This is a genomic window from Amycolatopsis thermoflava N1165 (assembly GCF_000473265.1).
Lineage (GTDB): Bacteria > Actinomycetota > Actinomycetes > Mycobacteriales > Pseudonocardiaceae > Amycolatopsis_E > Amycolatopsis_E thermoflava.
This window is the reverse complement of sequence record NZ_KI421511.1, coordinates 6498344-6511663: the sequence shown is the minus strand read 5'-3', so window position 1 is coordinate 6511663 and position 13320 is coordinate 6498344. Positions and strand designations below refer to the sequence as shown.

Genomic DNA, 13320 nt, shown 5'->3' with positions numbered 1-13320 from the left:
ATAAGCTAGCCACATGGATCGCCGGGAGCGGGCGGAACGCATCCTCGACGCGGCCGCCGACCTGCTGCTGCGCTGGGGCTACCAGAAGGTGACGGTCGACGACGTGGCCGATCGGGCCGGGGTCGGCAAGGGCACCGTCTACCTGCACTGGAAGTCGCGTCAGGACCTGTTCCACTCCGTGTTCCGGCGCGAGCTGGCCGCGGCCTCCGACGAACTCGTCGCCGCCGTCCGCGCGGATCCGCGCACGGTCCTGCTGCACGAGCTGACCCGCGTGAATTTCGAGTCGGTCAACCGCCGCCCCCTCCTGCGGGCGCTCACGCGAGCCGATCCGAACGTGCTCGGCAAGCTCGCCCGCGAACGGGCGGAGTCACGACACGACGAGGCCCTCGCCGGCTACTTCCGGCTGCTCACCGAGCACGGCCTGGTGCGCGACGACCTGCCGTTCGACGACCTCCGCTACGCCTGGCACGCCACGCTCGAAGGCTTCTTCCTGTCCCCGCCGCACCCCGGCGCCGCGGACCTGCTCGCCGCGACCGTGCGCGGCGCCTTCGAACCGGCGGGCGAACCGGATCCGGCGCTGCTGGCCGAGCTCGCGCCCCGGGCCGCCGAACTGCTCACCGAGATCGGGAACGAGCACCGCACCTTCTACGACGGGGGAAACCCATGAGGATCGGCCTGATGCTCGACGACGCGGGCAAGACCATCGACGACATCGTCGCGGCGGCCCGCTCCGGTCTGCCCGCGCTGTGGCTGGGCCAGCGGTTCGGCTGGGACCCGCTGACCGCGCTGGCCGTCGCCGGGCGGGAGGTGCCCGGGATCGAGCTCGGCACCGCGATCGTGCCGACCTGGCCGCAGCACCCGATCACCCTGGCCACGCGCGCGTTGAGCACGCAGTCGGCCACCGGCAACCGGCTCAGCCTCGGCGTCGGGCTCAGCCACCCGGTCATGGTCGAAGGCCAGTACGGCCTCCCCTACGACCGACCGGCCAGGCACCTCCGCGAGTACCTGAGCGCACTCGGGCCGCTGCTGCGTGGGGAAACCGTTGCCCACCAAGGGGAAACGTTGACAGCACGAGCGCGGCTGGAAGTGGCCGGGGCGACGCCGCCCGCGCTGCTGGTGTCCGCGCTCGGGGACCGGACGTTGCGCGTCGCGGGCGAGCTGGCGGACGGGACGATCACCACCTGGGCGGGGCCGCGCACGCTTGGCGAGCACATCGTCCCGAAGATCAGGAAGGCCGCTGCCGGGCGGGCCGAGCCACGCGTGGTGGCGGGCGTGGTGGTGGCGGTGACCGACGAGCCGGACGCTATCCGCGCGTGGGTCGCGCGGGAGTACGGCATCGCCGGGACGCTGCCCGCGTACCGCGCGGTCCTCGACCGGGAGGGGGTACGGGAGATCGCGGAGGTCGTCGTCGCCGGCGACGAGGACGCGGTCGAACGGGAACTCCGGCGTCAGCTGGACGCCGGAGCCACCGAGTTCGCCGCCGCCCTCGTCGGGTCACCGGCGGAGCAGGATCGGACGCTGGAACTGTTGCGGAGCCTGAACTCCTAGTACCGGTCCGTCGTGTACGGCGTGCCGCTCTCGATGCTCGGGCTGACCCGCGGGTCGCGGCCCTCCTGCCCGGGCACCGGCGAGACGACCGGGTCGTTGAGCGAGTGGTCCGCCGGTCGCGGGGCGTTCATCCGCGTGTTGATCTGCTCGACGACCTGTTCCTCGCGCTGGCGCGACAGCACGGCGATGGTGATGCCGTGGGCCAGCGCCAGCACCAGCAGGAACACGCCGATGCGTCCCACGATCGCCGTCGGCGTGGTGCCGCCGGGGAAATCGATCGTGGAGATGAGCGCGAGCACGCCCAGCGTCGCGATGTGGAACAGCACCGCGACCAGCCGGGCCATGGACGCCCCCGATTCCGATTCGCCCTGCCCGTTCGCCAGGTACCGCTTCCCGCTGTGGTAGACGAACTGACCGTCGACCAGGACGATCAGCGCGCCTATCACGAGGAAGGCCACATAGGCGTTCGTGTCCATGACGAGCTCCTCTCCTCACCGTGAGTCGAGTACCCGTCACGCTTCCGAGCGAAACCCGCGTGTCGTGGCAGCTCAGCGCAGGTGGCGCCGCGAATCCGGGGTCCGGGCGGTGATCGCGCGGGCGTCGAGGAGCTCCAGCAACGGCACCGCGACCCGGCGCGTCGTGTCCAGCGCTCGCCGGGCCTCGCTGACCGTGAACGGCTGCGGCAGCGTCCCCAGCACCTCGGCGGCCCGCGGAACCGCGTCCGGGCCGAGGAACACCCCGTCGGCGATCCGGGTGAGCCGCCCGGCCCGCACCGCCGCCGCCAGTTCCCGCGTGCCCAGCCCCAGCTCGGCGAGGTCGTCGGCCTCGGGCGCGCGGAACGGCTGCGACCGGAACCGCTCGTCCAGCCGTGCCAGCGCGGACAGCACCGGCGCGGGCAACCCCGCGCCCGGGCGCCGCACGAGGCCGTCGGCCATCACCAATCCGGTGCCGTCCAGCGCGGCCGGCACCAGCTCGGCCGCGGGCAGGCCGGTCGCCTGGCGCAGCGCCTCCACCGGCATCCCGGCCGCGACGGGGTTGCGAGATGACCACTCGTCGAACCGCGACCGCGCCTCCTCGCGTGCCCGCGCGATGGCCGCGTCGTCCACGATCCACTCGCCGATCCGCTTGCCCGTCAAGGGAAATCCCATCGCCCGCAGCTCGCTCGCGCGGGCGATCGGCGGCGGCGCCACCCGGCCGGCTGCCAGCTCGGCCGCCCGCGCACGCGCCGCACCGCGACGCCGCAGCAGCGGCGGCCGCACGTCCAGCACCGTGACCCCGGCCGCGATCCGGTGCTCGCCGGGGTCCCGCAGGAGCCCGACATCCCCGATGCGCAGCGGCAACGGTTCCCGCAACCGCAGGCGCGCCGCGTCCGTCCCCAGTGGACGGACGTGCACCGGGACCGCCGCCGCGCCGAGGTGCAGCACCAGCTCCCGGTGCAGCTCCCCCTGCGCGCGCACGGCCACGTCCACCTCCGACGTGTGCACCCACGCCCCGGGCGTCAGCAGCGCGTCCCCGCGCCGCACCCGGTCGCGGTCCACCCCGCGCAGGTTCACCGCGACCCGCGCCACCGCGGTCACCTCGGTTTCCGCCGCGCCGAGCGACTGCAGCCCGCGCACGCTCACCCGCTCCCCGGCCAGCTCCAGCTCGTCCCCGGCGCGCAGGGTGCCGCCGGCGAGCGTCCCGGTCACCACCGTGCCCGCGCCGCGCACCGTGAACGCCCGGTCCACCCACAGCCGCACGTCCGCCGCCGGATCCGGGGCGGGCAGCCGGTCGACGAGCGCGCACAGCGCCCGGCGCACCGGCGCCAGGTCCCCGCCGCGCCCGATCGACACCGCGTCGCAGCTGCCGAGGACCGCCAGCTGGGAAAGCGCTTCCGCGGTCGCAGGCCCGGGATCGGCGAGGTCGGCCTTGGTCACGACGAGGAGCGCGTGCCGGACGCCGAGCGCGTCGAGCGCCGCCAGGTGTTCCGCCGACTGGGGCATCCACCCCTCGTCCGCGGCCACGACGAACACCACGGCGGGCACCGGGCCGACCCCGGCGAGCATGTTCGGCACGAACCGCTCGTGCCCGGGCACGTCCACGAACGCGAGCCGCCGCCCGTCGATCTCCGTCCAGGCGAACCCCAGCTCGATCGTCAGCCCGCGGCGCTGCTCCTCCGCCAGGCGGTCGGGCCAGGTGCCGGTGAGCCGCTCGACCAGCGTCGACTTGCCGTGGTCCACGTGCCCCGCGGTCGCTACGACGTACACGCGCGCACCGCCGCGAGCAGCAGTTCGTCCTCGTCCGGGCCGACCGTGCGCAGGTCCAGCAGGCACCGGCCGTGCTCGACCCGGCCCACCACGGACGGCGTCCCGGTGCGCAGCGGCTCCGCCAACGCCTCCGGCAGGCTCACCGCGACCGAGGGCAGCTCCACGCCGGGCGCGCCGCCGCCGCCGACCGCCGAACGGCACGACACCACGCTCGCGCCGGGAATCCGCTCGGCCAGCGCGTCCGCCCTCCGCTGCAGGTCCGCCAGGTCGGCGACGAGGGCCCGCGCGACCGGCGGTTCGGGCCCGCGCAGGGTCGCCTCCAGCGCGGCGACGGTCAACTTGTCGACCCGCAGCGCGCGGGCGGCGGGATGCCTGCGCAGCCGCTCCACCAGCTCGGCCGAGCCCAGCAGCAGCCCGGCTTGCGGGCCGCCGAGCAGCTTGTCGCCGCTCGCGGTCACCAGGTCGGCGCCGTCGCGCAGGGTCGTGGCCGCGTCCGGCTCGTCCGGCAGGACCGGGTGCGGCGCCAGCAGCCCGGAACCGATGTCGACGACCAACGGCGCGTCCAGCGTGGCGAGTTCACGCACCGACGCCTCCGCGGTGAACCCGGTGACGCGGAAGTTCGACGGGTGCACCTTCAGCACGAAGCCGGTGTCCGGGCCGAGCGCCGCGGCGTAGTCGCGCAGGCTGGTCCGGTTCGTGGTGCCGACCTCGCGCAGCCGCGCGCCGGCGGACGCCAGCAGCTCCGGGATGCGGAACCCGTCGCCGATCTCGACCAGCTCGCCGCGGCTGATCACGATCTCCTTGTCGGGCGCCAGCGCGAGCGCGGCCAGCAGCAGCGCCGCGGCGTTGTTGTTCACCACGTGCACCCCGCCCGCGGCCGGCACCGCCTCGGCGAGCGCCGCCAGCGCACCCCGGCCGCGGCGGGCCCGGCGGCCGGTGGCGAGGTCGAACTCGACGTCGGTGCTGCGCCCCGCGGTGGCCACGGCGTCCAGCGCGGCCTGCGACAACGGGGCCCGGCCGAGGTTGGTGTGCACGACCACCCCGGTCGCGTTCACCACCGGCCGCAACGAGGTCGCGGACGACGGCAGCGCCGCGATGGCCTGCTCGGCGACCTGCTCCGGCTCGATCTCCCCGGCGCGCGCCCGGTCCTGCGCCGCCACGACCGCGGCCTTGACCAGGGCGCGGCCGAGCACGCGCTCCGCCTCGGCCAGGCGCGGGTGCGCGAGCAGCACGTCGGTCCGCGGCACGCGGCGACGGGGGTCCGTCACTCCTCGCTCCTCCCTGGGTGGCGGAGGCGGACGGGAATCGAACCCGCCGGCGACAGCGGCTGCCGCCCAACGGTTTTGAAGACCGCGCCGGTCACCAGACCGGATACGCCTCCTCGGGGGACACCCCATGATCGCAACTTCACGCGGCCCGCGCAGCGCGAAGACGGCACGATGATGGCATGGGCCATCGACTGACGCAGTACGCGCACGGCGGCGGGTGCGCGTGCAAGATCCCGCCGGGCGAGCTGGAGGACGTGGTGCGCGGGCTGGTCGGCAGGCAGCCGACCGACCCGGCCGGGGAACTGCTGGTCGGCCTGGACGACGGCGACGACGCGGCCGCCGTGCGGATCTCCGACGGGCTCGCGTTGATCGCCACCACGGACTTCTTCACGCCCGTCGTCGACGACGCCTACGACTGGGGGCGCATCGCGGCGGCCAACGCGTTGTCCGACGTCTACGCGATGGGCGGCCGCCCGGTGGTGGCGGTGAACCTGCTCGGCTGGCCGCGGGACGTGCTGCCGTTCGAACTGGCGGCGGAGGCGCTGCGCGGCGGGGCGGACGTCTGCGCCGACGCCGGGTGCCACCTCGCCGGCGGGCACAGCGTCGACGACCCGGAGCCGAAGTACGGGCTCGCGGTCACCGGCGTCGGCGATCCGGATCGCCTGCTGCGCAACGATTCCGCCCGGCCCGGAATGGCGTTGTCGCTGACCAAGCCGCTGGGCATCGGGGTGCTGAACTCGCGGCACAAGGCGACCGGCGAGCGCTTTCCGGAGGCGATCGAGGTGATGACCACGCTGAACGCCCCGGCCGCCGATGCCGCACTGGACGCCGGCATCACCGCGGCCACCGACGTGACCGGCTTCGGCCTGCTCGGGCATCTGTACAAGATGGCGCGGGCCAGCGGGGTGACCGCCGTCGTGAACTCAGCCGCGGTGTCCTATGTGGACGGCGCACGAGCGGCACTGGCCGAGGGCTACGTCAGCGGCGGCACGCGGCGCAACCTCGACTGGGTGCGGCCGCACACCGACCTGTCCGCGGTGGCCGAGGAGGAGGCCCTGCTCCTCGCCGACGCCCAGACCTCGGGCGGCCTCCTGCTGGCAGGCGAAATCCCCGGCGCCCCGGTGATCGGCGAGTTCGTCCCGCGCGGGGAGCACGTCGTGGTGGTGCGCTGATCTAACCTGATCGCCATGGGGGACGACGAGCTGATCGCGGGCGTCCTGTTCGGTGACGACGCGCGCGACCTGCTCGCCGCGGAGCGGATCCCGCTGCGCGAGGCGCACGAGACGTTGTCCGCGGACCCGGAGCTGCGCGAACGGCTGACCAGCGGCCGCGTCACCTTCCTGCGCGACCCCGCCTTCGAAGGCGTGATCACGTCGAGGCTGCCCGAGCACCGGCTCGTCGACCTCCGGCTCGCCGCCGCCTTCGCCGTCGTGTTCGGCTACCACCTGCTGCTGGTCCGGGCCTGGCCGCAGCTGCCGTGGGGGTTCGCCGCGTTCGCGGTGGCTGCCTACCTCGCCGTGCTGGCGATCGCCTGCCGCATCGGGTACCGCTGGATCGCGCCGCTGCGCGGGCTGTTCCGCCGCGTCGGCGCGTTGCCCGTCGAGGACCTGTGGCGCGTGTACGCGGTCGAGCAGATCGTGTGGCCGGCGCTGGTCCGCTACGTCAAGGAGAAGCGGACTCCGCCGGACAGCACCGAGTTCACCTACCGCGCGGTCGACGGCCTCTACCGGGAATCCCCCAGCGCGACGCCGGTCATCACGGGCGCCGGGGAGCGTCTGCGCACCGCCGTCGCACGGTCGGAGACCGGGGCGATCGCGCTCGCCGGGCACCGCGGGGTCGGCAAGACCACCGCCATCCGGTTCGTCGCGGGCGGGGTGCTCGGTGATCCGGATCGGCCGCCGCTCGCCGTGGTCGCGTCCGCGCCCGCCCGCTACGACGCCCGCGACTTCGTCCTCTACCTGCACGCCCTGCTGTGCAAGGAGGTCATCACCCGCACCCACGGCGCCGGGCAGCCGCACCGCTGGGCGACCTTCGCACGCCTGGCGGCGCCGGTCCGGCGGCGGGAACGGGCCGTGCACGTGGTCCGTTCCCTGCTGGCCCACCTCGTCGCGATCGCGGTGCCGGTGCTCCTCGGCGCGTGGGCGTGGGGACGGCCGCCGCTGGAGTTCGTCACCGATCCGCCGCCGCTGTTCCGCGACCTGACCGGCTGGCGGATCGCGGTTCTGGTACTCGCCGGGCTCGTCGCACTGGCCGTCGTCGCCGACCTGGGCGCGTTCGCCTGGCGGGCGGTGCGCGGGCTGCGCCCGGTGCGGCCGGCCGACCCGCGCCTGCGTGAGCTGCGCGCGGTCGCCGGGCAGCAGCTGCGCCGCATCCGGTTCCTGCAGACCTACACCACCGGCTGGTCCGGCAAGCTCACCCTGCCGCTGAAGAGCGAGGCCGGCTGGACCCGCTCCACGCAAAGCGCCGAACAACAGCTCAGCTACCCCGAGGTCGTCGACGAGTTCCGCGCCTTCGCCGAACACGCGGCGGAGGTGCTGCGGGCCACCGGCGTGACCGAGCGGGTGGTCATCGCGATCGACGAGCTGGACAAGATCGCCGAGCCGGAGAAGGCCCAGGAGCTGATCAACGACATCAAGGGCGTCTTCGACGTGCCCGGGTGCCTGTTCCTGGTGTCGGTGTCGGACGACGCGATCGTCTCCTTCGAGCGCCGCGGCATCCCCGCGCGCGACGCGTTCGACAGCGCCTTCTCCGAGATGGTGCGGCTGGACAACTTCACCCCGGACGACACGCGGAACTGGATCAGCCGGCGCGTCCTCGGGCTGCCGGAGCAGTTCGTCTGCCTGTGCCACTGCCTGTCCGGCGGCCTGCCCCGCGATCTGCGGCGCACGGTCGTCGAACTGCTCGACGTGCCTGCCGGGCAGCCGCTGAGCGCCGTCGTCGAGGTGCTGGTCCGGCGCGAGCTGGACCGCAAGGCGCACGCCTTCACCGGGGCCGCGCGCGGCATCGAACCCTCGCCGGAGCGGTCCGGCCTCATCGCGGACCTGGTGTCGATCCCGACCGTGCGCGGGCCCGGGGAGCTGCGCGCGCTGGCGACGAAGATCGATTCGGGCGACGGGCTCGCCGCGCTGCGCACGCAGGCCGCCGCGTACCTGCTGTTCAGCGCGACGATCCTGGAGGTGTTCACCGACGACCTCACCCGCGACCGGCTGTACGGCGTGCCCGGCGGCGAGCCACAGCTGCTCGCGCTGGCCCGGCAGCAGATGGCGTTCGACCCGCGGGTGTCGATGGACCTGCTCGCGTCCTTCCGCGCCGCCCGCGGGCTCACGGTGGAATAGCGCCTGTCCGGCAACGGTTTTCCAGGATATGGCCGACCTTGCCGAAGAAGTCCTGAAAGCCGCGAACACCATCGCCGTGGTGGGCCTGAGCCGCGACCCGGCGAAGGCCGCGCACTCGGTTCCGGCCGCGATGCAGGCCGCCGGGTTCCGGGTGATCCCGGTGCACCCCTCCGCCGACGAGCTCCTCGGCGAGAAGGTCTACCGCAGCCTCGCCGACATCCCCGAGCCGGTGGACATCGTCGACGTCTTCCGGCCCGCGCGCGAGGCGCCACAGGTGGCGGAGCAGGCCGTCGCGATCGGGGCCAAGACGCTGTGGCTGCAGCAGGGCATCGTCTCGGCCGAGGCCCGGCGCATCGCCGTGTCCGGCGGGCTGAACTACGTCGAGGACCGCTGCATCGCGGTCGTGCGCGCCCTCGCCCGGATCCGGAAGTGAGTCAGGCGCAGCGCGCGGTCAGCCCGCCGTCGACCGGCAGGCAGACCCCGTTGACGTAGGCCGCCTCGTCCGAGGCCAGGAACACCGCCGCCGCGGCCACGTCCCACGGGCTGCCCATCCGCCCCGTCGGGCTGGCCGCATGCCGCCGAGCCAGCTCACCGGGGTCGGCCGCGATGCCGCGCGTCACCAGCGGCGTCTCGATCAACCCCGGCAGGATCGCGTTGACCCGGATCCCGGCGGCCGCGTACCGCAGCGCCAGCGAGACCGTCAGCTGGTTCACCGCCGCCTTCGCCGCGCTGTAGGCCGGGTAGACGTAACCCGTGTCGCGGATCGCGGCGATCGACGAGACGTTCACGACCGCGCCGCCGCCTGCCGCGAGCATCCGCGGCACCACGTGCTTGCAGGTCAGGAACACCGGCCGCAGGTTCACCGCCAGCGCGGCGTCCCACTCCGCCAGTGACAGGTCCGCCACATCCCCGACCCGGGTCGCGCCGACGTTGTTGTGCAGCACCGACGGCCGCCCCAGCGCGGACGCGGCCTCGACGGCCGCGGCGACCTGTGCTTCGTCCGTGACGTCCGCGGTCAGCGCCACCGCTTCACCGCCCGCCGCCGTGATGGCCGCGGCCGTGCCCGCCGCCTCCGAGGCCCGGATGTCGATCGCCGCGACGCGCGCCCCCTCCCGCGCGAAGGCGAGCGCGGCCGCCTTGCCGTTGCTCATCCCGTCACCGCTCGAGCCCGCACCGAAGACGAGCGCCACCTTGCCGGCCAGTCTCCCCATGCCCCGCAGTATCGGCACGCCACCGGCCCGCCCGGAACCGACGGACGTCGAAGACCATGCGGCGGCCGTTCCGAAAACCGGAGGAACGGCCTGGTGGATCATGGGGTCATGGTCGGGAGCGAACTGCAGCGGAGGGTCGACGCGCTCGCGGAGGATCTCGGCCGGTCGGTGGCGATCAACGATCCGTCGGTCCGGCTGCTGTGCGCGAGCAGGCACTTCGGCGACGAGGACGCCGTGCGGGTGCGGGCGATGCTGCAGCGCAGCGCGGGCAGCGAGGCGATCGGCCACATCCTCGCCCAGGGCGTGACCCGCTGGGCCGGCCCCGGCGTCATCCCGCCCCGGCCCGACCTGGACATGCTCGCCCGCGTGAGCATGCCGCTGCGCTGGCGCGGCACCCTCCTCGGCCTGCTGATGGTGATCGACCCGGACGGCACCCTCACCGCCGCCGACCTGGACGCGATCAAGACCGCCGCCGAACCCATGGCCGCCCTGCTCTACCGGGACTTCCTGGTCGCCGACTCGGAACGCGCGGCCCGCGAGGAGACCCTGCGACGCCTGCTCAGCGCGGACCCGGCCGAGCGCGCGGTCACGCACGACTTCCCCGACACGTCCACGGTCCTGATCGCCGAGGTCCTCTCGGGCGAATCCGCGCGGATCGAGGTGGCGCTGCGGACGGCGCTGGAGGCCGCGACCCGCGGCCGCGAACCGTCCTTCTACGTGCGCGGACGGCAGGGCGTGCTGCTCGGCGCCGCGGACGCCGCGGCGATCGTCAAGCAGGCCGAGGACGTCCTCGGCGCGGGCGCCCGCTGCGTCGCCGGCATCGGCACGTCCGCCGACGGCCAGGCGTGGATCGCCCGGGACCGCGCCGCCGTCGCCGTCCGCGCCGCCGCGACGCTGCCCCGCTTCGACGGCATCGCGCACTGGGACGACCTCGGCGCCTACGGCCTGCTCCTGCGCGTCCCCGCACCGGCCAGGGCGCACCTGCCCGAACCGCTGCTCGCGCTGGTCGCCAAGGACCCGGGCGGACGGCTCGTGGAAACCCTCGCCGCCTACCTCGACCACGCCGGATCGAGCCTGGACACAGCCGCCGCGCTGCACATCCACCGCACGTCGCTGTACTACCGGCTGCACCGCATCGAGGAGATCACCGGACTCGACCTCGCCGACGGCGAGCACCGGCTCACCCTGCACCTCGGCCTGAAACTGCTCCCCCTGGTGCGCGACTGACCTGCCCGTTTCGACAGGATGAGGAATCGCGGCCGGCAAAACCCGACCACCGTAGGTCGTCACCCGCCGGGGTTGCGCAGATACTCCCACCGGATCAACCGGCCCCGAAGGAGCAGCCGATGAGTACCGCCGCGCAGACGTCCGCCGCCCCGGTGTCGGCCTCGCGGATCGCGATCGCCAGTTTCATCGGCACGGCCATCGAGTTCTACGACTTCTACCTCTACGGCACTGCCGCGGCGCTGGTGTTCGGGCACCAGTTCTTCCCGACGTTCTCCCCGCTCGCCGGCACGCTGGCCGCGTTCGCGACCTTCGGGGTCGGGTTCGTCGCGCGACCCGTCGGCGCGGTCGTGTTCGGGCACTTCGGCGACCGGATCGGGCGCAAGACGATGCTCGTCGCGTCGCTGCTGGTCATGGGCACCGGCACGGTCGCGATCGGCGCGCTACCCACCTACAGCGCGATCGGCATCGGCGCGCCGATCCTGCTCGTGCTGTGCCGGTTCCTGCAGGGCTTCGGGCTCGGCGGCGAGTGGGGCGGCGCGGTGCTGCTGGCCACCGAGTACGCGCCACGCAACCGGCGCGGCCTGTGGTCGAGCTTCCCGCAGATGGGGCCCGCGATCGGGTTCATCATCGCGGGCGGCGCGTTCCTGGTGCTGGGCGGGACGATGTCGCAGGAGTCGTTCGACGACTGGGGCTGGCGGATCCCGTTCCTGGCCAGCTCGCTGCTGATCGTCATCGGCTACTACATCCGGATGAAGATCGCCGAGACGCCGGTGTTCGAGCGCGCGATGGCCGAGCACGACAAGGCGAAGGTGCCGATCGTCGAGGTCCTGCGGCGGCAGCCGAAGACCCTGTTCCTCAGCACGTGCGCGTTCATCCTTGCGCACACGCTCTTCTACACGATCACCACGTTCTCGCTGTCCTACGGCACCACGGTGCTGGAGCTGGACAAGAACATGCTGCTGATCTGCGCCATGATCAGCGCGCTCGTGATGGGCCTGGCGACCCCGCTGCTCGCGACCTGGTCGGACCGGGTCGGCCGTCGCCGGGTGTGCCTCGGCGCCGCGGTGCTCGCGGTGGCCTGGGCGTTCCCGCTGTTCGCCCTGATCAACACGGGCAACCCGGTGCTGATCGCGCTCGCGATGGCCGTCGGGATGATCGCGTTCGCCGCGTTGTTCGCGCCGATGGGCGCGTTCCTGCCGGAGCTGTTCGCGACCCGCTACCGCTACACCGGGGCGTCGATCGCGTACAACGCCAGCGGCGTGATCGGCGGTGGCGTGAGCCCGATCCTGGCCACGCAACTCATCGCCGCGACGGGTTCGTCCCTGCCGGTTTCCGGGTACGTCGCCGGGATAGCGGTGATTTGCGCGGTGTGCGTCTGGTTCCTGCGCGAGACCCGGGGCAACGAACTCGAGTGAGATCGACGCGCGTTGTTCGCCCGGGCGTCGCCTGGCGGTCGGCACCGCCACACGCGGAACGGACAAAGTGCGCACATGTCTGACATCACTCGAAGGGGTGCACTCGGCCTCGCCGGCGCGGGTGCGGTGACGTTGATGACCGCGAGCGGGGCGCAGGCCCAGCCCGGGGACGGCGCGGTGATCGGCCGCGCCGCCGGCGACACGCTGCACGTGACCACGTTCAACATCCGCCTGGACACGAAGGCCGCGCCGGGCACGCCGGACTCGTGGACCGACCGGCGGCCGGTGCTCGCGCGGTTCCTGGAGATCGAGCAGCCGACTGTGCTGGGCATCCAGGAGGGCCTGTACCACCAGGTCAAGGAGATCGCGGCCGACCTGCCCAAGCACTACGAGTGGATCGGCCTCGGCCGCGAGGGCGGCGGGCGCGGCGAGTTCATGGCGATCTACTACGACACGCGCCGCGTCGAGCCGCTCGACTTCGACCACTTCTGGCTGTCCGACACGCCGTACGTGATCGGGTCGAAGTCGTGGGGCAACAACGTCGTCCGCATGGTCACCTGGGGCCGCTTCCGCGATGCCCGCACCGGCAAGGAGTTCGTGCACGTCAACACGCACTTCGACCACCAGTCGGAGAACGCGCGGCAGCGCAGCGCGGCCTTGGTGCGCGACCGGATCGCCGGCTTCGACCCGGCGCTGCCGGTGGTGCTGACCGGCGACTTCAACACGCCTGCCGACTCGGTGTCGTACCGGACGCTGATCGAGGGCGGCCTGTCCGACACCTGGCGTACGGCGGCCAAGCAGCTCACGCCGGAGTGGGGCACGTTCCCGAACTACCGCGACCCGGTGCTCGGCGCGAACCGCATCGACTGGGTGCTGGCGAACCCACGGGTGTCGGTCCTGGCGGCGGCGATCAACACGTTCCGCGTCGACGGCCGCTACCCGTCCGACCACGTGCCGGTGCAGGCGCTGGTGCGGCTGGTCTGAAAAAAGTCCGGCCGCGGTGTCCAGCGCGGTGGGAGGCTGTTCGTCACAAGTGGGCGCCGGTCAGCGCTTCCCGCGTCTCGGTGCAG

The 13320-nt window shown here is 73.5% G+C and carries 12 protein-coding genes and 1 tRNA gene; 8 read left to right on the top strand and 5 right to left on the bottom strand.

The genetic code is table 11. The annotated features are described in order from the left end of the window. Positions 1-13 precede the first annotated feature (13 nt). On the top strand, positions 14-667 hold the full coding sequence (locus AMYTH_RS0132170) for a TetR/AcrR family transcriptional regulator (protein WP_027933687.1): 654 nt from the start codon (positions 14-16) through the stop codon (positions 665-667). Then, entirely contained in the window at positions 664-1548 is an 885-nt protein-coding gene (locus tag AMYTH_RS0132165; protein WP_027933686.1) for a TIGR03564 family F420-dependent LLM class oxidoreductase, read from the top strand. The genes AMYTH_RS0132170 and AMYTH_RS0132165 overlap by 4 nt, the downstream gene beginning before the upstream one ends. Here AMYTH_RS0132165 and AMYTH_RS0132160 read toward each other — a convergent pair. From AMYTH_RS0132160 to AMYTH_RS0132145, 4 genes are all read right to left on the bottom strand, one after another. Beyond that, complete coding sequence (locus AMYTH_RS0132160) at positions 1545-2024, bottom strand: hypothetical protein (protein WP_020417016.1); 480 nt, start codon at positions 2022-2024, stop codon at positions 1545-1547. The genes AMYTH_RS0132165 and AMYTH_RS0132160 overlap by 4 nt on opposite strands. A gap of 72 nt (positions 2025-2096) precedes the next feature. Further along, positions 2097-3794, bottom strand: a complete 1698-nt coding sequence (locus AMYTH_RS0132155) for a SelB domain-containing protein (RefSeq protein WP_027933685.1) — start codon at positions 3792-3794, stop codon at positions 2097-2099. Continuing rightward, positions 3782-5062, bottom strand: a complete 1281-nt coding sequence (selA, locus tag AMYTH_RS0132150; protein ID WP_027933684.1) for an L-seryl-tRNA(Sec) selenium transferase — start codon at positions 5060-5062, stop codon at positions 3782-3784. The genes AMYTH_RS0132155 and selA overlap by 13 nt, the downstream gene beginning before the upstream one ends. A gap of 18 nt (positions 5063-5080) precedes the next feature. Continuing rightward, positions 5081-5175, bottom strand: a tRNA-Sec gene (locus AMYTH_RS0132145). Positions 5176-5241: 66 nt separating this feature from the next. Between AMYTH_RS0132145 and selD the strand changes: the two genes are divergently transcribed. From selD to AMYTH_RS0132130, 3 genes are read left to right on the top strand one after another with little or no spacing between them, the layout of a single operon-like run. Beyond that, entirely contained in the window at positions 5242-6234 is a 993-nt protein-coding gene (gene selD, locus AMYTH_RS0132140; protein WP_027933683.1) for a selenide, water dikinase SelD, read from the top strand. A gap of 15 nt (positions 6235-6249) precedes the next feature. Continuing rightward, positions 6250-8397 (top strand): P-loop NTPase fold protein, encoded by a 2148-nt coding sequence (locus AMYTH_RS0132135; RefSeq protein WP_027933682.1) that lies wholly within the window; start codon positions 6250-6252, stop codon positions 8395-8397. A 28-nt stretch (positions 8398-8425) separates the two neighbouring features. Next, entirely contained in the window at positions 8426-8830 is a 405-nt protein-coding gene (locus AMYTH_RS0132130; RefSeq protein WP_027933681.1) for a CoA-binding protein, read from the top strand. Between the two features lies 1 nt (position 8831). Here AMYTH_RS0132130 and AMYTH_RS0132125 read toward each other — a convergent pair whose 3' ends face one another. Next, entirely contained in the window at positions 8832-9608 is a 777-nt protein-coding gene (locus AMYTH_RS0132125; RefSeq protein ID WP_027933680.1) for an SDR family NAD(P)-dependent oxidoreductase, read from the bottom strand. 108 nt (positions 9609-9716) lie between these two features. Between AMYTH_RS0132125 and AMYTH_RS0132120 the strand changes: the two genes are divergently transcribed. From AMYTH_RS0132120 to AMYTH_RS0132110, 3 genes are all read left to right on the top strand, one after another. Further along, positions 9717-10835 (top strand): PucR family transcriptional regulator, encoded by a 1119-nt coding sequence (locus AMYTH_RS0132120; protein ID WP_027933679.1) that lies wholly within the window; start codon positions 9717-9719, stop codon positions 10833-10835. Between the two features lie 119 nt (positions 10836-10954). Beyond that, the gene (locus AMYTH_RS0132115) at positions 10955-12250 is read left to right on the top strand and encodes an MFS transporter (protein WP_027933678.1); all 1296 of its coding nucleotides are present in this window, start codon (positions 10955-10957) and stop codon (positions 12248-12250) included. A gap of 75 nt (positions 12251-12325) precedes the next feature. Further along, the gene (locus AMYTH_RS0132110) at positions 12326-13234 is read left to right on the top strand and encodes an endonuclease/exonuclease/phosphatase family protein (RefSeq protein WP_051362875.1); all 909 of its coding nucleotides are present in this window, start codon (positions 12326-12328) and stop codon (positions 13232-13234) included. The last annotated feature ends 86 nt before the right edge of the window (positions 13235-13320 follow it).